At 59.7% G+C, this 21,977-nt stretch carries 19 protein-coding genes and 1 tRNA gene; 12 read left to right on the forward strand and 8 right to left on the reverse strand.

The genetic code is table 11. The features are described 5' to 3' along the window. Positions 1–18 precede the first annotated feature (18 nt). On the forward strand, positions 19–618 hold the full coding sequence (locus tag HMPREF2678_RS04565) for a low molecular weight protein-tyrosine-phosphatase (protein ID WP_083303415.1): 600 nt from the start codon (positions 19–21) through the stop codon (positions 616–618). 566 nt (positions 619–1,184) lie between these two features. On the opposite strand, the gene HMPREF2678_RS04570 is transcribed toward HMPREF2678_RS04565, so the two are convergent. The 3 genes from HMPREF2678_RS04570 to HMPREF2678_RS04580 all read right to left on the reverse strand — a co-directional run bounded on the left by HMPREF2678_RS04570 (position 1,185) and on the right by HMPREF2678_RS04580 (position 3,238). After that, on the reverse strand, positions 1,185–2,369 hold the full coding sequence (locus HMPREF2678_RS04570) for an SURF1 family cytochrome oxidase biogenesis protein (protein ID WP_246817881.1): 1,185 nt from the start codon (positions 2,367–2,369) through the stop codon (positions 1,185–1,187). 141 nt (positions 2,370–2,510) lie between these two features. Further along, positions 2,511–2,586: transfer RNA gene (locus HMPREF2678_RS04575), tRNA-Val, on the reverse strand. Between the two features lie 178 nt (positions 2,587–2,764). Further along, complete coding sequence (locus HMPREF2678_RS04580; protein ID WP_051873902.1) at positions 2,765–3,238, reverse strand: DUF3052 domain-containing protein; 474 nt, start codon at positions 3,236–3,238, stop codon at positions 2,765–2,767. 414 nt (positions 3,239–3,652) lie between these two features. On the opposite strand from HMPREF2678_RS04580, the gene aceE reads away from it, so the two are divergent. Continuing rightward, positions 3,653–6,409 carry a pyruvate dehydrogenase (acetyl-transferring), homodimeric type gene (gene aceE, locus HMPREF2678_RS04585; protein WP_070551086.1) on the forward strand — a complete coding sequence of 919 codons (2,757 nt, stop codon included), beginning with the start codon at positions 3,653–3,655 and terminating at the stop codon, positions 6,407–6,409. A 19-nt stretch (positions 6,410–6,428) separates the two neighbouring features. Here the strand turns inward: aceE and HMPREF2678_RS04590 are convergent, their stop codons facing one another. Continuing rightward, positions 6,429–7,415, reverse strand: a complete 987-nt coding sequence (locus HMPREF2678_RS04590) for an alpha/beta fold hydrolase (protein ID WP_035002060.1) — start codon at positions 7,413–7,415, stop codon at positions 6,429–6,431. A 142-nt stretch (positions 7,416–7,557) separates the two neighbouring features. Here HMPREF2678_RS04590 and HMPREF2678_RS04595 point away from each other — a divergent pair, with 142 nt between their 5' ends. Together HMPREF2678_RS04595 and HMPREF2678_RS04600 are read left to right on the forward strand one after the other, a co-directional pair. Continuing rightward, positions 7,558–7,926 (forward strand): acyl carrier protein, encoded by a 369-nt coding sequence (locus HMPREF2678_RS04595; protein ID WP_070551088.1) that lies wholly within the window; start codon positions 7,558–7,560, stop codon positions 7,924–7,926. Then, complete coding sequence (locus HMPREF2678_RS04600) at positions 7,923–8,780, forward strand: serine hydrolase domain-containing protein (protein WP_070551091.1); 858 nt, start codon at positions 7,923–7,925, stop codon at positions 8,778–8,780. The genes HMPREF2678_RS04595 and HMPREF2678_RS04600 overlap by 4 nt, the downstream gene beginning before the upstream one ends. A gap of 69 nt (positions 8,781–8,849) precedes the next feature. On the opposite strand, the gene HMPREF2678_RS04605 is transcribed toward HMPREF2678_RS04600, so the two are convergent. From HMPREF2678_RS04605 to HMPREF2678_RS04620, 4 genes are read right to left on the reverse strand one after another with little or no spacing between them, the layout of a single operon-like run. After that, positions 8,850–9,788: an amino acid ABC transporter permease gene (locus tag HMPREF2678_RS04605; RefSeq protein WP_070551093.1), complete on the reverse strand. Its 939-nt coding sequence runs from the start codon at positions 9,786–9,788 to the stop codon at positions 8,850–8,852. Next, complete coding sequence (locus tag HMPREF2678_RS04610; RefSeq protein WP_034973213.1) at positions 9,788–10,474, reverse strand: amino acid ABC transporter permease; 687 nt, start codon at positions 10,472–10,474, stop codon at positions 9,788–9,790. Before HMPREF2678_RS04610 ends, HMPREF2678_RS04605 begins: the two co-directional genes overlap by 1 nt. A gap of 16 nt (positions 10,475–10,490) precedes the next feature. Next, positions 10,491–11,387 (reverse strand): glutamate ABC transporter substrate-binding protein, encoded by an 897-nt coding sequence (locus HMPREF2678_RS04615; protein WP_070551095.1) that lies wholly within the window; start codon positions 11,385–11,387, stop codon positions 10,491–10,493. A 19-nt stretch (positions 11,388–11,406) separates the two neighbouring features. Further along, positions 11,407–12,135: an amino acid ABC transporter ATP-binding protein gene (locus HMPREF2678_RS04620; protein ID WP_034980538.1), complete on the reverse strand. Its 729-nt coding sequence runs from the start codon at positions 12,133–12,135 to the stop codon at positions 11,407–11,409. A 144-nt stretch (positions 12,136–12,279) separates the two neighbouring features. Here HMPREF2678_RS04620 and HMPREF2678_RS04625 point away from each other — a divergent pair, with 144 nt between their 5' ends. The 8 genes from HMPREF2678_RS04625 to cas1e all read left to right on the forward strand — a co-directional run bounded on the left by HMPREF2678_RS04625 (position 12,280) and on the right by cas1e (position 21,906). Beyond that, positions 12,280–12,867 (forward strand): nitroreductase family protein, encoded by a 588-nt coding sequence (locus HMPREF2678_RS04625; protein ID WP_070551098.1) that lies wholly within the window; start codon positions 12,280–12,282, stop codon positions 12,865–12,867. A 256-nt stretch (positions 12,868–13,123) separates the two neighbouring features. Then, entirely contained in the window at positions 13,124–15,985 is a 2,862-nt protein-coding gene (locus tag HMPREF2678_RS04630) for a CRISPR-associated helicase/endonuclease Cas3 (protein WP_083303416.1), read from the forward strand. Positions 15,986–16,102: 117 nt separating this feature from the next. After that, positions 16,103–17,737 (forward strand): type I-E CRISPR-associated protein Cse1/CasA, encoded by a 1,635-nt coding sequence (gene casA, locus HMPREF2678_RS04635; protein WP_246817882.1) that lies wholly within the window; start codon positions 16,103–16,105, stop codon positions 17,735–17,737. Between the two features lie 45 nt (positions 17,738–17,782). After that, entirely contained in the window at positions 17,783–18,418 is a 636-nt protein-coding gene (gene casB, locus HMPREF2678_RS04640) for a type I-E CRISPR-associated protein Cse2/CasB (RefSeq protein ID WP_070551100.1), read from the forward strand. A 27-nt stretch (positions 18,419–18,445) separates the two neighbouring features. Next, the gene (cas7e, locus tag HMPREF2678_RS04645) at positions 18,446–19,576 is read left to right on the forward strand and encodes a type I-E CRISPR-associated protein Cas7/Cse4/CasC (RefSeq protein ID WP_070551102.1); all 1,131 of its coding nucleotides are present in this window, start codon (positions 18,446–18,448) and stop codon (positions 19,574–19,576) included. Beyond that, entirely contained in the window at positions 19,576–20,283 is a 708-nt protein-coding gene (gene cas5e, locus HMPREF2678_RS04650; RefSeq protein WP_035007943.1) for a type I-E CRISPR-associated protein Cas5/CasD, read from the forward strand. The genes cas7e and cas5e overlap by 1 nt, the downstream gene beginning before the upstream one ends. Next, entirely contained in the window at positions 20,280–20,954 is a 675-nt protein-coding gene (gene cas6e / locus HMPREF2678_RS04655) for a type I-E CRISPR-associated protein Cas6/Cse3/CasE (protein WP_035007940.1), read from the forward strand. The genes cas5e and cas6e overlap by 4 nt, the downstream gene beginning before the upstream one ends. Before the next feature lie 37 nt (positions 20,955–20,991). Then, on the forward strand, positions 20,992–21,906 hold the full coding sequence (gene cas1e / locus HMPREF2678_RS04660; RefSeq protein WP_035007937.1) for a type I-E CRISPR-associated endonuclease Cas1e: 915 nt from the start codon (positions 20,992–20,994) through the stop codon (positions 21,904–21,906). Positions 21,907–21,977: the final 71 nt, after the last annotated feature.

A 21,977-nucleotide genomic window follows, 5' to 3' on the forward strand; every position in this document is an offset into this window, starting at 1 on the left:
GAAACGGAAAGGAAAGCATTGCACATCACTGTCGTATGCACGGGCAACATCTGCCGTTCCCCGATGGGTGAGGTCATCCTGCGCGCCGGCCTCGAAGATGCCGGCATCGCCACCAGTCACTCCCCTGAGTCTGGCCCCTCCCCGGAGTCTGGTCCCTCGCCTGAGCCTGGCCCCTCGCCTGAGCCTGGCCCCTCCCCTGCGTCTGGCCCCTCCCCTGCAGCTGAAACCGCTGGTTCCGCCGACGCGCCCGTGACCCTGAACTCCTGCGGACTCGGCGGCTGGCACATCGGCGACGGCGCTGATGGTCGGGCGGTGGACGAGTTGGCGTCACTAGGCTACGACGGCACAGCGCACCGCGCGGCACAGCTTGGCTCTGAGCATATGGGCGCCGACCTTTTCCTGGCGATGGACGACGGGCATGCGCGCGGGTTGCGCAGTGCGGGGGTCGATCCGGGGCGCATTCGCTTGTTCCGTAGCTTTGACGCCAACTCCCCCGCCGGTGCCGAAGTCGCCGACCCTTATTACGGCAGCCGTTCGGACTTTACCGAGGTCGGGCAGCAAATCGAGGCCGCCGTGCCGGGGATTGTGGAGTATGTGCGGGAGCAGCTGGGGCGCTAGCGGCCCTGTTCACCGCCTAAATGTCGGAAAACTTGCACAACTTCCGGGCCGTGCGCTTCAGAACGCCGTCTTTGACCCCCAAATGTCGGAAAACTTGCACAACACCTGGGCCGCGCGCTTCAGAACGCCGTCTTTGGCCCCCAAATGTCGGAAAACTTGCAATTTGTTACTGCAACAAATTTTCACTAGTCCAAATATGCAGGTCAGAGCGTTTTGCTCATTCTTCGCAAACCTACCGCGGCGCCCTATTGCAACTTTTCCGACACTTACCCCCTTCTCCCGCATTCTCGAACACTGCTAATTCGCGCACCCGGACTCCCCGGAAGGCCACATGTCGTTAGAACGGGAATCCTCGGCCACTCCAGATGGCCAAATGTCGCTAGAACGGGAATCCGTTACAGAACATCGTTATCAACAACGCAAAAGAGCTGTTCAGCGCATTGCAGAAATCCAAAGCTCTGCGCCCGCGCTTCCTAATTCCCGTTCTAACGACATTCGCGCCTAGCTGCCCCGGCTAATTCCCGTTCTAACGACATGTCGCGGGCTGGGCGGATAGCTTGCGGAGACTAGAAGCGCTCCTTGCCACGCTTTTCGGCGCGGCGTTCCTCAAAGCGGGAGCGGGTACCTCCATAGCGGTCGGTAAGGTCAGACCGCTTGCGAGATTCCTTGCCGGAGGCAGAATTATCCTTGTTCAGAGAAGTTTTCCTCTTACTTAACTCGGATTTGGCATCGGCGGAACCAGCAGATTTGGCATCGCCCGCACCAGCAGAAGTACCAGCATCTCCACCGGCACCAGCAGACGTGTCCGCAACAGCAGTAGCACCTTCAGCGTCTCCGGCAGAACCGCCGTCAGCACCGTCGGTGACCTGGGCGTTTAGGCGGGCAACCTCGGCGCTTTCCTCGCGCTCGCGCCGGCGCTCGCGCATCTCCGCATACACGAACCAGCCCAGACCCGCCGGAGCCAGAATGCCAAACGCAATCCACTGGATTCCGTAGGACAAGTTCGTGCCACCATCCAAGTGCGGCAGAGGCAGCGCCTGCAGATCCGGGACTTCAGCACCACTACCACCACCAGCACCAGCATCACCGCCACCTGCACCAGCACCAGCACTGTCGCCACCGGCCATACCGTTCAGCCGGTCCACACTCTCCGAGTCCAGCTGCACATAGTCCGCCGCCAGATCCTCGCCCGTTGCCTCGGAAATCTGCTTCGTCGACATGCCCGTGACCTGCGTGTATCCCTGAGACTGCGACGGCTTCGCAGACGGCACGGCCTCGCTCATCCGGATAAACCCGGTCACCTTCACGTCATCACCCGGCGCACGCTTCAACTTAGGCGCAGCCCCGTCACCTTCCACGGCAACCCACCCGCGATGCACCAAGACGGTCTGGCCGCCGTCGAGGCGAAAGGGCGTCAATGATTGATAAGAGTGAGCCGATTCGACCGGACGGTTACGCAGCAGCACCTCTTTATCGGGCAGGAAATGGCCCTGTAGTGCGACTCTGGTCCATTCTTTATCGACGCCCACCGATCCCCCGTCGCCCGGAATCACATCGGTGATCGGGGCGGGGTCGACCTGGAGGGATTGTTCGAGGCGCTGGTTAAAGGCGTTTTTGTCCTTGTTCTTGCCGAGCTGCCATGGAGCCAGGAAGCTGAATGCGGTGTAGGTGAAGGCGATGACCAGGATGGCAGTGATGATCCATCCGGGGGTGAGGAGACTTCGCCAGCCGCTGCGCTTCGAGGGTGTCATGTGATCCATTATTGCCCCGGCCAGCGGAGAGGCCAAATGTGGCGCGGGCGGGTGCGCGTGCAGCGCGGGCGGGTGCGCGTGCAGTGCAGGCGGAACGCAACAGCCCCGCGGCCGAGGTGGCTACGGGGCAGTGAAAAATCTTGGTGCGCCCTGACGGGTTCGAACCGCCGACCTGCTGGGTGTAAACCAGCTGCTCTTCCAGCTGAGCTAAAGGCGCGTGCTGTTTCTAAGAAAGAAACTGTGGCTTCGTTTGAAGCGTTAATGACTCTAGCACGTCCACCCGCAAAATAACGAAACCGCAGGTAGCGCCCGGTCCGAGAAGCATCCGCACCAACGGCAGCGCCTGCGACTGAGTCTGCGACCGCGACTTCGCTAACGGCAGCATCGGGTTGAAGCTAGCGCTTGGCTCCGGAGGAAACGAGGCAGGCTCCTTGCCAGTCGCCGAGGCGCTCCGACTTGGTCTGCACCAGTCCCGCCAGCTGGGCGGACTCTGCGATCACGCCTGGCTCGACGCGGCCGGCGTCCAACTTTGCGGGGGTCAGCAGCCAGATGCGGCCGTCCTCCCCCAGGCTGCGCGTTGCATCGACCAGGCCGTCGACCAGGTCGCCGTCTTCGTCGCGCCACCACAAAAGCACCACATCGACGACCTCGTCGGTATCGATATCCAACAGTGCATCGCCAATGGCATCTTCCAGGGCTTCGCTGATGCTGCTGTCGCAGTCTTCGTCCCAGCCGATTTCCTGGATAAGGTAGTCGGACTCGATGCTGAGCAGATCCGCCCAATCAGACGCGCCCTTCGCGCCCTTTGCATCCTTGCCTTGTGCACCGCCAGCGGAGCCTGCAGAGCTCTGAGCCGAACCGGGGGCCATTGCCACTGTTATTACGTACCTTTCCTAATCGTCCAACCCGGCGTACAAATCCGCCATGCAAATCTGCCGCACGTTCCTGTCGTACAGATCTGCCACGCGAACTAACCGGGCATTCCAGCCACGCACACTGCCTAGCCATACAACCATCGCAATCACATCGCGCACGTGCACCGCGCAATCACATCACGCAGTCACATCGCGCCCATGCACTGTGCGGTTGCACATACACTTGCACAACTTTGCAGTTACCGCAGCTGGTGTGGTTAAAAAACTACATTTTTGAACCTAACACAATCGGCCAACCAGCGGAGGTTTTCTAACCCGACTTTGACGTACTGTGGCAAGTACTGTGGGAACAAGAGCAGGGGCTCACCCTGAACCCCCGGAACACGTGGATCATAGGAGGACTAACAAGTGTCCGCTTCAGCTGAAGAAAACAACATCCCAACCGATGCCAGCAACTTCGCTCTCATTCGCGATGGGGTGGCCTCTTACCTGGCCGATTCCGACCCGGAGGAGACCCAAGAATGGATGGAATCCCTCGACGGGTTGCTGGAAACCGCAGGCCCGGATCGTGGCCGCTACCTGATGCTGCGCCTGCTAGAGCGCGCCACCGCCAAGCGAGTTCCCCTCCCGCCGCTGCTATCCACCGACTACGTCAACACCATCCCCACCACCCAGGAACCCGACTTCCCCGGTGACGAGGAAATCGAAAAGCGCTACCGCCGCTGGATCCGTTGGAACGCGGCCATCATGGTGCACCGCGCCCAGCGCCCCGGCATCGGCGTGGGTGGCCATATCTCCACCTACGCTGGCGCCGCACCTCTCTACGAGGTCGGTCTGAACCACTTCTTCCGTGGCAAGGATCACCCGGGCGGCGGTGACCAAATCTTCTTCCAGGGCCACGCCTCCCCCGGCATGTACGCCCGCGCTTTCCTGGAAGGCCGCCTCAGCGAGGAAGACCTGGATGCCTTCCGCCAGGAGGCCTCCAAGCCCGGCCACGGCCTGCCTTCCTACCCGCACCCGCACGGTATGCCGGAGTTCTGGGAATTCCCGACCGTCTCCATGGGCTTGGGCCCGATGGATGCCATCTACCAGGCACGCTTCAACCGCTACCTGCACGACCGCGGCATCAAGGACACCTCCCAACAGCACGTTTGGGCATTCCTCGGCGACGGCGAGATGGACGAGCCGGAATCCCGCGGCCTGATCCAGACCGCCGCGCTAAACAACCTGGACAACCTGACCTTCGTCATCAACTGCAACCTGCAGCGCCTGGACGGCCCGGTCCGCGGTAACACGAAGATCATCCAGGAGCTGGAAAGCTTCTTCCGCGGCGCCGGCTGGAACGTCATCAAGGTCGTCTGGGGCCGCGAGTGGGACGAGCTTTTCGCCCGCGACGAAGAAGGCGCCTTGGTTCATGCCATGAACACCACCCCGGACGGCGACTTCCAGACCTTCAAGGCCAACGACGGCGCCTACGTCCGCGAGTACTTCTTCAACAAGGACCCGCGCACCGCCAAGCTGGTCGAGGACATGACGGACGAGGAGATCTGGCACCTGCGCCGCGGCGGCCACGACTACCGCAAGATCTACGCCGCCTACAAGCGCGCCCTGGAGACCAAGGACCAGCCGACCGTCATCCTGGCGCACACCATCAAGGGCTACGGCCTGGGCCACAACTTCGAGGGCCGCAACGCTACCCACCAGATGAAGAAGCTCACGCTGGACGATCTGAAGCTCTTCCGCGATAAGCAGGACATCCCGATCTCCGACGAGGAGCTGGAGAAGGACCCGTACCTGCCGCCGTACTTCCACCCCGGCAAGGACGCGGAGGAAATTCAGTACATGCTGAACCGGCGCAAGGAACTCGGCGGCTTCCTGCCGGAGCGCCGCGAGAAGTTCACCCCGCTGACAATGCCCGACCTGTCCATCGCCAAACTCGCCCGCAAGGGCTCCGGCAAGCAGGAGGTCGCCACCACAATGGCGCTGGTCCGCGTGTTCAAGGACCTCATGCGCGACGACGAGTTGAAAAAGCGCATCGTGCCCATCGTCCCGGACGAGGCGCGCACTTTCGGCATGGATTCCTGGTTCCCGACGCTGAAGATCTACAACCCGCACGGCCAGAACTACACGCCGGTGGACCACGACCTGATGCTGTCCTACCGCGAGGCCACCGACGGCCACATCCTGCACGAGGGCATCTCGGAGGCCGGTTCCATGGCTTCCTTCATCGCCGCGGGCACCAGCTACGCCACCCACGGCGAGCCCATGATCCCGCTGTACATCTTCTACTCCATGTTCGGCTTCCAGCGCGTGGGTGACGAAATCTGGGCGGCGGGCGACCAGATGGCTCGCGGATTCCTGATCGGAGCCACCGCGGGCCGTACCACGCTGACAGGCGAGGGCTTGCAGCACATGGACGGCAACTCCCCCGTGTTGGCGTCCACAAACCCTGCCGTGGTGACCTACGACCCGGCGTTCGGCTACGAGATCGCCCACATCGTGCACCGTGGCATCGAGCGCATGTACGGCGAGAACAGCAACAATGGCCGCGGCGAGGACGTGATCTACTACATCACGGCCTACAATGAGCCGATCCACCAGCCGGCGGAGCCAGAGAACCTCGACGTTGAGGGGCTGCACAAGGGCATTTACCGTTATGACGCCGCCTCGGGCTCAGCGGAGTTGCAGGCCAATATTCTGGCCTCTGGCGTGGCCATGACGGCAGCGTTGAAGGCGAAGGAACTGCTGAAGGAGTTCGACGTCGACGCGAACGTGTTCTCTGTGACCAGCTGGAACGAGCTGGCCCGCGACGGCCAGGCCGTGGAGCTGGAGCAGCTGCGCGACCCGTCGGCGGAGCCCCGCACGCCGTTCATCACCCAGCAGCTGGAGGCTGCGGAAGGCCCGTTCGTGGCGGTCAGCGACTACGCCACCACCGTGTCCGAGCAGGTACGCAAGTGGGTGCCGGGCGAGTACGTGGTGCTGGGTGCCGATGGCTTCGGCTTTGCGGATACCCGTGAGGCTGCGCGCCGGTACTTCAACATCGACGCGGAATCCATCGTGGTGGGCGTGCTGCTGGGCCTGGCACGGGAGGGCAAGATCGAGCGCTCTGTGGCAGCCGAGGCCGCCCAGCGCTTCCAGATCGACGACCCGACCGCGACGAACTAGTCGCGCGCACAGCGGGCGACTAGCCCAGTAGGTTCAGCAGCACCCGGTTGACGTCCTCCGGGCGCTCGACCGGCAGCATGTGCCCGGATTCCGGGTACTCGTGGAAGTCGGCGCGTGGCCAGAGCTCGTGGATGCGCTGGCTTTGGCTGGGCGGGGTGACGTCGTCCATGGCGCCGACCAGAATCTCGCCGGGGATGTCGGCCAGAAGGTCGGCGGTGGCGAGCTCGTCGTGCTCGGTCAGATCGTCTAGGTATCCCAGCAGCGTGCGCATGGCGGTTCCGGCAATCTCGTTGGCGTGGAAGCTGAGGACGTCGAAGTCGTCGGACTTCCCCTCGTCCAGCGAGCCGTGGTAAATGAAGGCGGCGATGACGGGCTTGATGGCCCACTCCACCAGCGCCTTTGCCCATTCCAACTGGCTGGGGCTCTTGGCTCCCAGCCAGCGGGTCGCGCGTACCAGAGGCGAATGCAGGATCCGGGTGACTCCCGCGGAGGCGAAAGTATCGATCGCGCCGTTAATCAACGCAATGCCGCCGACCCGCTGAAGATCGGCCTTTTCCAGGTGGCGCAGCCCGCCCAGAACCGTCATCGCGCCCATTGAGTGACCCGCCAGGATCACCCGGCCGGTCGGCGCGAGTTCGCGGATAGTCGCGCCTAAGTCGATGGCGGTGCGTTCAATATCCAGCCCAGGTGCGTCCTCGCTGGCGCCGTGGCCGCGCAAGTCCGGCAGCAGGATGCGCAGGTTCGGCTGCTCACGCAATGCATCCAGTTGGAAAAACCAGGAGGCCGCCGTCAGGTTGAATCCGTGCACGAGGACGACGGTGGTGGGGGCGGAGGAGGGGGCGTCCTCAAAAGAAAAAGAGTAAGAACGCACCTCATGGACCGCGACCTTCGCGCCGTCGTCCATGGTCAGGCGATGGATCCACCGTGCGCGCGGCAGGCCGGGAACGGCGGGAGGGTCTCGCAACACAATGCTGGCGAGGTTGCGGACGGCGGTAATGGGACGCATGGGTGGAGCCTTCGGAAGATTGTTAGGATGAGTGTACAAATGGCCGCGCGGCGCGGGGTTGCGCTGGAGCTTTAGCCACAAGGCTTATAGCTTAGCGCCCGGCGTACGCGGGTCTTGAGGAGTGGCAGGAGAAGGGACGAACATGGCGGAACAGAACAACCAGCTGGCGGCGGCGCTGTCGAAGAAGCTGAAGAAGGACGGCGCTGCGGATACTGCTGGCGCTGCTGGCGCTGCCGACAAGGTCGATAAAGCCGACAAGGCTGGCGCAGCCAACGCGACCGGCGAGAAGGACAAGCGCGCGATCGTGCTGGACATCGTGGAAGACGCGACGGGCATCGAGCGCGAGGAGCTGGAGGGTTCCAAGCGCCTGGGCGACGACCTAAACATTGACTCGCTATCCCTGATGGACATCGCCGTGCGCCTGGAAGAGGAGTTCGGCGTGGAGGTGCCGGACGAGGACATCAACCGGGTGAAGACCATCGACGAGCTGGTCGGCCTGGTGGACAATTGAGCAACGCGGTAGAGGACGTACTCGCCGAACTGCGCGACTGGCCCGTAAACAACGTGGCCGCGGCGGCGCTGTGGGATGGCGGCTCCGGCGCCCGTACTGCAACCTTCGGCGACACTGCCGCGCAGTTCCCCCTGGCCAGCGTGAGCAAGCTGATCACCGCCTACGCCACGCTCCTGGCCGTCGAGGAAGGCGCCTTCGAGCTGGATCAGCAGGTCCCCGCCGAGCTACTCCCCGACTTCGACGACCTGCCGACCGTGCGCGAGCTGCTGGCCCACACCAGCGGCATTGGCTTCCGCGGCCGGTCCCCGGAAAAGCCGCGTGGCACCCGTCGGATCTATTCTTCGGCGGGCTACGAGGTGCTGGCTGATTTCATCGCCGCGGAGGCCGACATGCCCTTCGCCGATTACGTGGCCGAGGGCGTGTGCGCGCCCCTGGGCATCGAGGTCGCGGTCGAGGGCAGCGCGGGGCATGGTTTTTCTGCCTCGGTGGATGCTCTTGCGGTGTTGTGCTCTGAATTTTTGACGCCCACAGTCATCGCCCCCTCCACCCTCAACGAGGCGCTGGAGCCCCAGTGGCCGGAGATTTCCGGAGTGGTGCCGGGCTACGGAATGCAGAAGCCCTGCCCGTGGGGTCTGGGCTTTGAACTGCACGGCGAGAAGTCGCCGCACTGGCTGGGCGATGGAATGCCGGCCACGGTGGCGGGGCACTTTGGCCAGTCGGGAACGTTCCTGTGGTTCGACCGGAGTGCGGGGACGAAAAAAGCCGCCGTTGTCCTCACGGATGAGGACTTCGGCGACTGGGCCAAGCAGCGCTGGGATGGTTTCAACCAGCGGCTGTGGGAGGCGCTGGGCTAGCCGACTCGGCTAGCGCGCCTGGCGCGCGGGCCAGGCAGCGTAGTCCGGCTAGCACTAGCCAGCGCGGGGTTACTCGAAGGTGGTGCGCAGGTCCTGGTGGCCCTCTGCGTGCCAGTCGACGTACGCATTGTCCTTCGTATCGATGCCCTGCTCCTTCTGGTGAGGAACCTTGGCAACGATGTTGCGGCGCGCGCGGCCGGAACGCAGCTGGATCTCGATACGCTCGGCCAGCTTTGCCAGAGCCATGTTGATCAGGATCATGATCAACGCAATCAGCAGCAGGGCCGGGATCATCGCACCGTAGTACTCGCCCAGCTGGCGACCGGAGCGAACCACCTCGACGAAGCCGATCATGTAGCCCAGCGCGGAATCCTTCAGCGCAATAACCATCTGAGAGATGATCGCGGGCAGCATGGCAGCCACTGCCTGCGGCAGCAGGATCAGGTTGATGGACTGGCGGTGGCTCAGGCCCAGTGCGATCGCGGCCTCACGCTGGCCACGGGGCAGGGACTGAATGCCGGAACGCAGGGTCTCTGCGATCACGGAGCCGTTGTACATCGTCAGGCCGAATACCACCGAGGTGAAGCCCAGCCAGCTGGACGGCACCAGCTGCAGCAGGGAGAACGTTGCGTAGGCAAACAGCATCAGAACCAGCACCGGGATGGAGCGGAAGAACTCCACAATGATGCCGCAGAGCCAACGCACCGGTGCGGAGGTGGATAGTCGGCCCACGCCTAGCAGCGCACCGATGGCCATGGCCAGCACAATGGAGACCACTGCCGCGCCGATCGTGGAAATCAGACCCGGGAGGATGTAGGTCGTCCAGGTGGAGCCCTCCAGGAAGAAGGACCACTTTGCGGATTCGAACTGGCTCTTTTCGTTGAGCTTCATGCCCACCAGAACCAGGATCACCGCGACCACTACTACCGTGATCGCCGTGAGGATCGAGTTGAGCCTGCGGCCCTTCGGGCCTGGGGCGTCATAAAGAACAGTTGCACGTGCACTCATTAGCGCTTCACCGCCCATCGCTTACCTGCCCAGCCGAAGAACAACCCGGTCGGCAGCGTCAAAATAATGAATCCAACTGCGATGATTCCGAAGATCACCAGGATGTCGCTGGCGTAATCCTCCGTCAGGGTCTTCATCAACAGGGACGCTTCAGCAACACCGATCACCGAGGCGATGGTGGTGTTCTTGGTCAACGCGATCAGGGTGTTGCCCAGCGGCACGATCGCGCCGCGCAAGGCCTGCGGGAAGATCACGTGCCGGAAGTTCTGGCCGAAGCTTAAGCCCAGCGAGCGGGCGGCCTCGGCCTGGCCGAAGGGCACCGTGTTGATGCCGGAGCGCAGGGATTCTGCCACGAAGCAGGAGGTGTAGGCCACGAAGGCCAGGACAGCCAGGCGGAAGTTCTGCTTTTCGATGAAGGAATCGTTCTCCACCGCCAGCAGCAAGCCCAGGTTGTAGTACAGGCCCATGGAGGCCAGCAGAATGATCAGCGTCAGCGGGGTGTTACGAACAATGTTGATGTACCACGCGGACAGGTTGCGCAGGATGCCCACGGGGCTAACGCGCATGGCGGTCAGGATGATGCCAAAGATCATCGATCCGACTGCGGAGAAGAACGTCAGCTTGACGGTTACCCAGAATGCCGGCAGCAGTTCGGGCTTCATTTCGGCCCATAGTTCGGGGTTCATAGTGCGTTCCTCCTTCCTACTTCTTGTCGACGAACGACAGGTCGCCGATCTTCGGCTTCTCGCCGAGGTCCACGTTGTCGCCCAGGTTCTTGGCGACGATCTTCTGGAACTCGCCGGAATCGTGCATTTCGTTCAGCGCTTCGTTGACCTCGGCCTTGGCCTTGTCGTCGCCCTTGGGCAGGCCGATGCCGTAGTTCTCGTTGGTCCAGAAGCTGCCGTCTTCCTTCTTGAGCTGGATGACGCTGTACTTCTCGTTGAAGCGTTTCTGGTAGCGCTGTGCGAAGCCCGCCAGGATGGTTGCGTCCGTGGTCGTAGCGTCGACCACGCCTTGCTTCAGACCTTCCGCACATGCGGCGTAGGTGTCGAACTCCTGCAGCTGCACCTCTGGCAGCGCGGACTTCACCTTTTGCGCCGGGGTGGAGCCGGACACGGAGCACAGGCGGGTGCCCGGCGCGATGTCGTTCAGCCCCTTGATGCCGGAATCCTCGCGGACCAACAGTGCCTGGTGGGTAACCAGGTACGGGCCGGCGAAGTCCACGGCCTTCAGTCGGCCCTTGTTGATGGAGTACGTGGCGGCGATCATGTTGACCTCACCGTTGTTGATGAGGGTCTCGCGCTGCGCGGACGGGGTTTCGCGCCATTCGATTTCCGGGGTGGCCCAGCCGTGCTTCTTCGCGATGTATTCCACCACGTAGCGGGATACGTCGGTATCCAGGCCAGCGAACTGCTTATCCGGGGTGCGTTCACCCAGGTTGGGCTGGTCGAATTTGGTGCCCATTACGACGTGGCCGGATTCGATGTCTGCCAGCAGGTCGCGGGCGCCACCGGATCCACACGCGGTCAGCGCTACCACGGATGCGGTGGCGACCACTGCAGCCGTAAGGCGCTTGAGTGCGCTTTTGAATGTAGACATGTGAAACTCGCTTCCCGAACTAGTGGTTCACAATCTTCGCCAAGAAGTCCTTGGCGCGATCGGATTGCGGGTTCGTGAAGAAGGTCTCCGGGTCGGCGTCCTCAACAATGGCACCATCGGCCATAAACAGGATTCGATCCGCAACACGGCGAGCAAAGCTCATCTCGTGGGTAACAACCACCATGGTCATGCCGCCCTTGGCAAGGTCGGTCATGACGTCCAGGACTTCGTTGATCATCTCTGGGTCGAGGGCGGAGGTCGGCTCGTCGAAGAGCATCACCTTGGGGTCCATGGCCAGGGCGCGGGCGATGGCAACGCGCTGCTGCTGGCCGCCGGATAGCTGTGCCGGGTACTTGTCGGCCTGGGCGGCGATGCCCACGCGGTCCAGCAGCTTCTCGGCGGTCTTGCGCGCCTCTTCCTTGCTGACCTTGCGGACCTTGGTGGGCGCCAGCGTGACGTTATCGCGGATGGTCTTGTGGCTGAACAGGTTGAACTGCTGGAACACCATGCCGACCTCAGCGCGGAGCTTGGCCAGGTCCTTGCCCTCTTCGGGCAGCAGTTCGCCGTCGATGCGGATTTCGCCTTCATCGATGGTTTCGAGGCGGTTGATGGTGCGGCACAGCGTGGACTTGCCGGATCCGGAGGGGCCGAGGATGACCACGACCTGGCCTGCGGGGACTTCGAGGTTGATGTCTCGAAGAGCGTGATACTCGCCGAAGTGTTTGTTCACTCCCTTGAGCTCAATCATTGTTTTGGAAACAGTTGGTTCAGACATAGGTCTCATAATAAGTAACGCTGATCACTTTTAAGAAATGAAAGCAAGGTGACTCACTGTTGGGCGTTCTTAACGGATTCTTGACGCCCTCACGGTGAGTGAGTTGAGGGGGTTTCTTTGGACGCCCAGTCCGCGCCCTCGAACTCCAACACCCAGCCGTGGAACGTCCACGTGATCGGTGGCCAAAAGTTGAAGGACTTGAGTGCCGCGCTGATCGAGGAGTTCGATACCAACGGACTGAACCCCGACTTCACTGTGGATTACGGCGAGGGCGTACACCCGCAGCGCTCTAAGGAGCTGGCGGCGAAGATGTACGGGCTGCTGGGCATTGCCCGTGAGGATAGGGAGGCGCGTACGGAGTTCGTTCGCGAGAACCTGCGTTTCTTCGGCGCCCCGTACTCGGCGCTGATGTTCATCCCGCCGATCGGGGATCGTGTTCGTGCCGCTTTTGACCAGGGCACGTACGCGGAGAACTTCCTGCTCTCCCTGACTGCCCACGGCTACCACGGAGTTCCCCAGGGAATGATCTCCCTGCTGGCGCCGACGGTGCGCGAGTTCCTGGGCGTGGATGAGGAGTACAAGCTGGTGACCGCGCTGACCTTCGGCCGTGCCGATGAATCCAGCCCGGTGTACAAGACCGCCCCGGGCCGTGTTGCGCTATCCGAGACGGTGACGGTGCATGGGATTGAGGGGTTGGGGCTGTAGGGCGTTAAGCTCTGGTTTCTAAGAAATCCCCGCTGGCGCGGGGAGCATGTGACCCCATGCACCGAACCGTGCAAAGCCAACGGCTCATCCCAGCTGTCGCTGGGAGACATGGGCATCACCAGCTCCCCACCCTACAAAACTGAAGACTCCACCCAGCTCGCGGCACGCTTTAAATTTTTTTGAACTTGGCATTGCATGGTTTATACTTCTCTGCTACTTTTGTCTGTAGAACACAACACTACGAAAGCCAACGGACATGACAGACCCCCACAACACACCACTGTTCGATTTAAATTCCTGGAATGGCGCGGTCGACAGCTTCTCCCCCACGGCCAGTGCATTCCTAGCCAAATCGGGCGATGAGACCGGCCCGATGTCGCTCGTCCAACACCTGGTAGATTCCGGCGCGGTGGCAACCTATCTTTGGGATTCCTGGCTCTCCCCACAGATCAAGGACTTCCTCAGTCGCAGCACGAAGCTCTCCCCCGAACAGATTCGCTCACTCACAGTTTTCCTCATTTCCGCACATGATTGCGGAAAACTGTCAGCACCTTTTATCCGAAAACTCCGCTCCCCAGAGACCAACACCCCACTGCTTTACCCGCTGGAAAGAGCTGGCGTCCCAATACCTGACCTGAGCGCGGACGAAGAGATCGCCAGCCTTGCCCACCCGCTCTATTCGCGCGAACTTCTGGCGAGATGGCTCAAGGGCAGAGGTCTCAAACCACCAGCAGCATTGTCTCTCGCCCAAACCGTCGAAGCTCACCATGGCTGGCTTGACGCCAGCGGACGAAAAGCTGTCGCGTCATTCGTTGATAGCTACCCTACCGAGTGGCAAATCGCCGTCGATGAAATTCTGGATGCTCTCGCCGCTACGAGTCACGTCCAACCTGCCCTCGAGGCCATCAAAAGAAGAACCCCGACAGCGGCCATTCAAATCATGACGGGGTTTATGGTGATGTGCGATTGGCTAGCGTCAAACACTAACTTCTTCCCGCTTCGCTTTGAGGGCTCTCAATCCGACCGCATTAATAAGGGGATGTCTCTGGCCGAGTTTGATCTCCACACCGAGTTCAAGAAACTTGATGGCGATCCCTCCCAAATCGCCCCAAACTACAGATCAAGCTTTACCTGGCCAGAAAGTGCCACCCCGCGCCCTGTACAACTGGCAACCGCAGAGCTACTCAATGGGAACACCCCCGGTCCCTCACTACTGATCATTGAAGCCCCTACGGGCGAAGGGAAGACCGAAGCAGCTCTCTATGCTGCCCAACTGCTTGCACAACAGAATCATGCCAGCGGCGCTGTACTTGCAGCCCCCACCATGGCAACTGCCAATGGCCTTTTCAAAAGATTCTCTCGTTGGGTTGGAAATATCACCGAAAGCTCTGCCGTATCTTCTCTTTATCTAGCTCACGGTAAGAACCGACTCAACAAGGACTATCGCAAGCTCCGCTACCGTGATATCGGCGAGGATTGCACTGACCATGGAACGGTTACTGCCACCGACTGGCTATCCGGGCGCAAGAACGGACTGCTATCAAACTTCGTGGTCGGAACCATCGATCAAGTACTGATGATGGCGTTACAGATTCGGCACTCCATGCTTCGCCACCTGGCACTCGCAGGCAAAGTCGTAATTTTCGACGAGGTTCACGCCTACTCGACCTACACCAACGAATACCTTGCTGAAACTTTGCGCTGGCTAGCGGCATATGGCGTACCGGTCATCTTGTTGTCGGCGACTCTGCCAACTAACCGCAAGAAAGAACTTGTTACCGCTTATGGTGGCCAAATCACAAAGAAGGACCTAGCCCTGGCTGGCCAAGGTTATCCTCTTCTCACCTTGGTGGACTCTGAGGGGACCAGCGAAAAAGCTGTCCCTCCTCGGCCTGACGACATGCACGCGAAGATGGAAATCATCGACGATTCCGTCGAGCAGTTGACGGATCTGGTTTCTGGACTTTGCTCCGACGGCGGCGTCGCTCTCATTATTTGCAACACCATCAAGCGAGCTCAGGAAGCATTCGCGGCCTTGGAAGAGGCGTTTCCCGGTGACGTTCGCCTTCATCACTCCGCATTCACCGGGCTCGACCGCACTCGCCACGAAGAGGAACTCCTTAGCGAGCTGGGGCCGGCGTCACATAGAGGACAAGGGCGCCCTACCCTACGCATCGTTTGTGGCACGCAGACTCTAGAGCAGAGCCTTGATATTGACGCCGACGTTCTAATCACCGACATCGCACCAATGGACCTGATAATTCAGCGGGCGGGGCGATTGCATCGCCACAAACGGCCAGACAGCGACCGGCCGGAGAAGCTCCGCAATGCCCGCATCTACATTCGAGGAATCGCAAACACCTCGCCGATGCCTGAATGGGATCCGGGTACGGCGTATATCTACGACGATGCGCTTCTACTTACGACTTACCAGCTGATCACTTCTACGGTGGCAAACGAAGGCTTCCGACGACCCTCTGACGTACCAGATTTGGTTCAGAAGGCTTACGACTTCGACGCGGAACACGACTTTCCTACGGCATGGGCAGAACGCTGGGAAAGTTCTCGGACAAGGTTCCTTGCCAGCAGTTTCGCGGATAAATCGAAGTCAAGAGTCTTTAGGATCCCAAGCCCCGGGAAGACTGGAAATAGGCTCGATACCCTTTACGAGCAGCTAGTCCGCGATCGCTCACAGGAAGAGGTTAAGGCCACTGCTTCAGTTCGAGATGCCGAGAGCAGTATCGAAGTCATTCCCATCATCAACGATGACTACGGTTACATACCCCTCGAGGATGGAAGTGACGATCATTCAACCAGGATTCTGGAGAACACGACTGTTCCGGACTTTGACACGGCCTTCCGCCTCGCTGCGTCTACAGTGCGCCTGCCTGCTATGTTTACGCGATTCGACGCTGTCTGGGACCGAACGGTAGACGAGCTCGAAGATCAAACTCCTGAAGGTTGGATGGAGCATTATTTGCTCAAGGGGCAGGTCGCACTTCGGCTGGACGAAAAGCTCGAGACCACACTCTTGGGCGTAAAGATCAGATACTCGGATCTTTTGGGTTTACAAACAGCTGGTTTCCCGATTTTCCAGAATGGGACCAGAAGTGTTTAGCCCGCAGATAGCTTTAGAGGAAGCGATTAGTTCGTTTCGACCACCTTAGGAAAGTGATACAACCCAACCACCCTTGCACATGAACCACAGAACCTACACACGAAAGGAAGGGTTATCGTGACGGAGAGCTTTAGTCTCCTCGATCGGCCGTGGATTCTCACGATGCTGACCGACGGCTCCACTTCAGAGCTCAGCCTGCGCGAAATCTTCGACGGTTCCCATTCGGTTGCTTCCATCCGCGGTGATAGTCCTCTGCAGGATGCCGCCATCTACCGCCTACTTCTGGCGATCTACTGGTGCGCTCACCGGGAAAATCTCGATCTGGATCCTGGCGAAGAACTAGATATGGTCGATTGGATACCCGAAAGACTGGAATCTGCCGCAGAAAACCAGGCTGACGACACTGTTCTCGACTACCTGGATCGCCACGCTGATCGCTTCGACCTACTGGATTCCAAAAAGCCATTCATGCAGGTAGCTGACCTGCATACAAGTAAAAATGCAACTGCCGATGTGCGCCGAATCGTTCCGGAATTTGAAGATGATTACTTCACGCTTCGCGCCGGAAATGGTGCACTCTCGCTTGCCTACGCCGAGGCCGCCCGCTGGCTGGTATACATCCAGGCTTACGACTACTCCGGAATCAAATCCGGTGCTGTTGGCGACCCCAGGGTCAAAGGCGGAAGGGGCTATCCGATCGGCACGGGCTGGACCGGAGCCATTACCGCAACGATCATCCTCGGGTCCAACCTCCAGGAAACCTTGGCATTAAACACCACGGACAAGGCGCTACAGGCTGAGGATGATCACCCGGTTTGGGAACGCGAGCCAGATACCTCCGCTCAACGAATTGACCCCGCTAACAAGGACGGCATCTATCCCAAGGGGCCTGCGGAGATTCTGACTTGGCAATCCAGGCGAGTCCGTCTCTTCCCAGAAGATGGTGTGATCACCCAGGTTCTGGTTTCGAACGGCGATCGTATTCCCAAAGCGAATGCGAACGTCAAGGACGATCCGATGACGCCCTATCGATTCAGCAAGAACAAGTCCACTCGGGACCTAGACGTCTATTACCCAAAGCCACTCGAAGCTCAGCGGACGATGTGGCGGAGCTTGGAACCCTTGATCGCGCTCAAGACTGACCCGATTTACGACAAAAAGAACCGAGCTCCTGAGCGCCCCAAGACTATCGACCAGCTTGCATATCTGGAAGAAAACGGAGTTGAACTACCGAAGACATTGAATGTCTCCATGGCCTCCATGCAATACGGCTCAAATAGCTCCGTGGTAGACATCAGCATTAGCACTCGGATCGAACTGCCTCTCGAGTTGTTGCCCCAGTCAGCCGTCGACCAGCGCCAGGCTGTGCTCAACTTGGCAGCTGCAACGAGCCAAGCTGGCACTATGCTGGGCAGCTTCGCAGGTCAACTCTTCCAAGCGGCAGGTGGAGAATACGAGTTCCAACCCGCCGCAACCGATAACCTACTGGCCGAGCTGGAGCCGAGATTTAGCGAATGGATGAAGACTCTCCATGATGCAGATCTGGAGCCCCGGCTCAAAGAATGGGAACTGACTGTTCACAACGCTGTACTCCAACACGCGGACGTGCTTCTCGTAGGGGCCGGCCCCAAGGCACTCATAGGCAGAATCATCGAAAACAATGGTGACGAACGCTTCGTATCTGCCGGAACAGTCATGAGCTGGCTGCGGAAGAAGCTCCGCGAGATTCTTCCACGCACAGTCCCGCGATAAAGGCCACCATTCAACAACACTGCCCACCAAGAATAGGAAACAACGATGGATCAACTAACTGATGATCAGCCACGGCTGAGCTCAGCGATCGCCGCAACGTGTAGCCAACTACAAGCCGACTATCTTGGCCGCACTGGCTACCCTAATCAGGCTCAGGCGCGAGGAACTCTTGCGGAACTCCGCAAATCGGCCGGCCAGCCCGTACTAAAAAGCCCTCTCATTTTCGAGAGTGTTTTGTCTTCCTTAGTAGTTCCCTTGTCCGAGAAAGAGATCGGACGCGGCGATGCACCGTCCCCTTCCGAGGAGGCCGCATTCCATGCGCTGACTTTCTTCGCTCTCCACATGCAGGGCGCAACGCACGAAGTTCACGATAGTTCCCGCTCCTTCGCTGCTGCTTGCGGCCGCTTGGCTCACACAAGCGAATCGAAATCAATTAAGGGACGTTTCGATGCTCTAGTTTTGGCACGCACTGCCCAGTCCCGGCTTGTTCAAACCCGCTCCCTCATCTCGCTGTTGCGTTCCAAAGACCTCCGCTTCAACTATGGCTGGTTCGCCGCAGACCTACGCAAACTATCGAACCCTCGCACCCGTAACGGCGTTTTATTGCGCTGGGGTCGCGATTTCGCTTTTGCCCGGTACCCGCGCGACATCAACAACTCCCTTTCCGCCCAAGAAAACTAAACTTCCCTATCTCGAAAGGATTCTTCCATGTCTATCACCATCGACTTCCACGCCCTGCAGACTCTCCCGCCGAGCCTGATCAATCGCGACGACACTGGTGCACCCAAGACGGCCATTTTTGGCGGAGCTCCTCGCCAGCGTGTCTCCTCCCAGGCCTGGAAGCGAGCCATTCGCAAAGATTTCGGAGAGAAGCTCCCTACCGGCTTCGTCGGCTACCGTACCCGCCGTGTAATCGAACTGGTTGCTGACCGCATTCAGGAACTGGATAGCGCCATCGAAGAAGCCGAAGCAACTGCCCTCGCGGAGAAGATCTTCACCACGGCCGGATTCAAGCTGACGAAGCGGAAGCCGGCAAATGCAGATTCCGACGAAGCTGAGCAGAAGTCTGAACTGGGCTACCTCCTCTTCCTCAGTGTGCGCCAAGTGACCAACCTCGCCGAATACGCAATTGAGCATCGCGAAGACAAGAAGTTCACTAAGAAAGAAGCCAGCGTACTGTTCGACCAGGAGCACGGGGTCGACATCAGTATGTTCGGCCGTATGGTCGCCGATGCTCCGGATTTCAACGTAGATGCATCCGTGCAGGTCGCGCACGCCATCGGTGTGCACGAGTCCGAGCCGGAGTTTGACTTCTATACCGCGGTCGACGACATGGTAGAGGCCGACGAAGAGGTCGGTGCAGCAATGATGGGCACCGTTCAGATGATGTCTTCGACGCTCTACCGATTCGCTACGATTGACGTTGATTCGCTTGCCGAAAACCTCGGCAACCAGGATGCCACCGCTGAAGCCATCAAGGCATTCACCCACAGCTTCATCACCTCACTGCCGACTGGTAAGCAGAACACCTTCGCACACAACAGTGTGCCGGAGCTCGTGTACGTCACCGTCCGAAATGACCGCTCCATCTCCCTAGTCAACGCATTCGAAGAGCCCGTGGTCTCCGAAAACAACCAGGGCCGCCGCAAGTCCGCTGCCGATCGTCTGGCTCGCGAAGCCGAGCAGATCCAAAACACCTACGGTTTCGTCCCACAGGCCGCCTTCGTGATGTCCTTGGGCGACCTGGCGGACGCTTTCATCGAGATCGATCTGGCCAAGAAGACCACTCTGCCCGAGCTCGTCGAAGCTGTCGCAGAAGCTGCCACTCAGGAGCGCTAATGCCTTCCACCCTCCTACTCAGGCTCTCTGGCCCCATGCAGTCGTGGGGCGCCAGCAGCCGATTCAAGCAACGCGCCACCGAACAGGTTCCCACCAAGTCCGGCGTGCTGGGGCTTCTAGCCGCTGCACAAGGGCGCCAGCGCACTGACGACCTGCAAGATCTTGCGGCTCTAACGTTCGCCGTTCGTGTGGATCAGCCTGGTTCCCTACTGCGGGACTACCAGACTGCTCAGCCATGGCAGAAAAGGCCAAAGGACAACGCGAACCTGGTCACGCGGTACTACCTTGAGGATGCTGTTTTCGTCGCTGCCGTCGAATCAGACAATGAACCCTTCATCGACGAACTCGCAAGTGCCGTCCAACGCCCCCGCTTCCCGTTATTCCTTGGGCGTCGATCGTGCCCTGCTCCCCCGACCCTCTACCTCGGAACTTTCCGTGGCTCGGCCGTCGACGCGCTGCGAGCTACCGACTGGCAGGCCACCCGCGCACACAGAAAGACTCGGGCGCCGAAACTCTCGCTGCCTATTTTTCGTGACGCCACGAGTGGTGAAACTGGCATTGCTACTCGAGACGTACCGATCTCCTTCTCTCAAGAGCATCGAGAGTACGGATGGCGGGATGTCGTCCAAGACCAGACGGGTGTGCCCATCGAGAATGGCCTCGGTTCGACCAACGACCCATTTATGGAGGCGGTGATGCAGGCATGACGACCTTCACACGACTTCACCTAGATCCCCGTAGTCGCCAAGCGCGAAAACTGCTGGGTAATCCGCAGGCTATGCACGCTGCGGTTCTGAGTTGCTTTCCTAAAGAAGTAGCCGACAAGGAACGTATCCTCTGGCGCCAAGACGGAAAACTCCGAGGCACAGACGAGCATGCTGTCTACATCGTCGGACCGGATAACTGCGATCCGAACAAAATCGCTGAGCAAACGGGTTCCCAAACTGAACCGCAAAAGGCAAGATACGACCGTCTGCTCGGGGCACTGGAAGATGGACAGCATTGGCACTTCGAGGTGGTTCTGAACCCTGTGGCTGCTAAAAAGGCTCCTGGTTCCCCACGCGGAACCCGTGGCAAACTCACCGCACTGGTAGGTGAGGAAGCACAATTGGAATGGTTCAACGCCAAGGCTAAAAGCTGTGGCTTCACCCCTCTGGAAACCCTCATCGTGGAACGAAAAACACTGCGTTTCTCGAAGTCGGTGAACAACTCCAAGGGCCGCCAGGTTGTGATTGGCACGGTGCGATACCGCGGCACACTGCAGATTGACGATGCCGAAAGCTTCAAGAAAGCACTCGTCGAAGGCATCGGGCGAGGCAAGGCCTACGGTTGTGGCTTACTGACACTCGCCAAGCCCATTACCGGCAAGCCAGACTAGGGATATCGCAGTGGCACAGCACCCTTCGAAGTCGCCCATGGATCGTCCGATCCTACCGCGCGTGCAGGATCGGATCTCGTTTCTATACGCCGAGCGCTGCGTAGTTAATCGCGATAACAACGCTGTTACCTTCACGGATGAACGCGGCATCACCCATGTGCCTGCGGCAGGTATTGCTGCCTTAATGCTTGGCCCAGGTACGAAAGTGACTTACGCAGCGATGGCTCTGCTAGGGGACTCCGGGGTTTCCGTCGTATGGGTTGGGGAAAAAGGCGTGCGCTACTACGCATCTGGCCGTTCGCTTTCGAATTCTTCGGCAGCGGCGGAGGCGCAGGCGTCAATAGTAAGTAACCAGCGCCGCAGGCTTTTCTGCGCACGACAGATGTACGCCATGCGCTTCCCCGGCGAAGATATTTCAAGTGCGACGATGGCACAGCTGCGTGGGCGTGAGGGATCCCGGATGAAGAAAGTCTACCTGGCGGAGGCCGAGCGAACCGGGGTGCCTTGGAAGAAACGGATGTACGATCCGCAGAACTTTTCTACCGGTGACCCGATTAACCGGACTCTTACTGCAGCGAATGCAGCACTTTATGGTGTGGCTCATGCCGTTATTGTTTCGCTGGGATTCATTCCCTCCTTGGGCGTAATTCACCAAGGCACGGAACGCGCGTTTGTTTACGACATTGCGGATTTGTATAAGTCGAAGATTTCAATTCCGGCAGCGTTTGATGCTGTGGCGGAAAATGAGTTAACCGCCGATGCAAATATCCGACGAGTGATCCGCGATTACGTGGTGAAAAAGAACCTCATACCGACAATGATTCGGGATCTCATGTTTCTGATGGAAATGACCTCCGAGGCACAAAACATTGATTCCGAATTGTTGCTCTGGTCGGATTTAGAGGTTGTCGCTTCAGGACATAACTGGTCGAACGAAGGACCAGTGGAATGATGGTTCTGGTTGTTTCTGCGTGCCCTGCAGGACTTCGCGGGGTTGCGTCCCTTAGTGTGGTGTAACGCTTG

Origin of the sequence: Corynebacterium sp. HMSC058E07 (assembly GCF_001809885.1) — a bacterium.
Lineage (GTDB): Bacteria > Actinomycetota > Actinomycetes > Mycobacteriales > Mycobacteriaceae > Corynebacterium > Corynebacterium macclintockiae.

Bases quoted from the DNA above. Each gene is read 5' to 3' on its own strand.
- HMPREF2678_RS04570 (WP_246817881.1), bottom strand. From the start codon at position 2,369: ATGACACCCTCGAAGCGCAGCGGCTGGCGAAGTCTCCTCACCCCCGGA.
- HMPREF2678_RS04580 (WP_051873902.1), bottom strand. From the start codon at position 3,238: ATGGCCCCCGGTTCGGCTCAGAGCTCTGCAGGCTCCGCTGGCGGTGCA.
- HMPREF2678_RS04590 (WP_035002060.1), bottom strand. From the start codon at position 7,415: ATGCGTCCCATTACCGCCGTCCGCAACCTCGCCAGCATTGTGTTGCGA.
- HMPREF2678_RS04595 (WP_070551088.1), top strand. From the start codon at position 7,558: ATGGCGGAACAGAACAACCAGCTGGCGGCGGCGCTGTCGAAGAAGCTG.
- HMPREF2678_RS04605 (WP_070551093.1), bottom strand. From the start codon at position 9,788: ATGAGTGCACGTGCAACTGTTCTTTATGACGCCCCAGGCCCGAAGGGC.
- HMPREF2678_RS04610 (WP_034973213.1), bottom strand. From the start codon at position 10,474: ATGAACCCCGAACTATGGGCCGAAATGAAGCCCGAACTGCTGCCGGCA.
- HMPREF2678_RS04615 (WP_070551095.1), bottom strand. From the start codon at position 11,387: ATGTCTACATTCAAAAGCGCACTCAAGCGCCTTACGGCTGCAGTGGTC.
- HMPREF2678_RS04620 (WP_034980538.1), bottom strand. From the start codon at position 12,135: ATGATTGAGCTCAAGGGAGTGAACAAACACTTCGGCGAGTATCACGCT.
- HMPREF2678_RS04630 (WP_083303416.1), top strand. From the start codon at position 13,124: ATGACAGACCCCCACAACACACCACTGTTCGATTTAAATTCCTGGAAT.
- casB (WP_070551100.1), top strand. From the start codon at position 17,783: ATGGATCAACTAACTGATGATCAGCCACGGCTGAGCTCAGCGATCGCC.
- cas7e (WP_070551102.1), top strand. From the start codon at position 18,446: ATGTCTATCACCATCGACTTCCACGCCCTGCAGACTCTCCCGCCGAGC.
- cas5e (WP_035007943.1), top strand. From the start codon at position 19,576: ATGCCTTCCACCCTCCTACTCAGGCTCTCTGGCCCCATGCAGTCGTGG.
- cas6e (WP_035007940.1), top strand. From the start codon at position 20,280: ATGACGACCTTCACACGACTTCACCTAGATCCCCGTAGTCGCCAAGCG.
- cas1e (WP_035007937.1), top strand. From the start codon at position 20,992: ATGGATCGTCCGATCCTACCGCGCGTGCAGGATCGGATCTCGTTTCTA.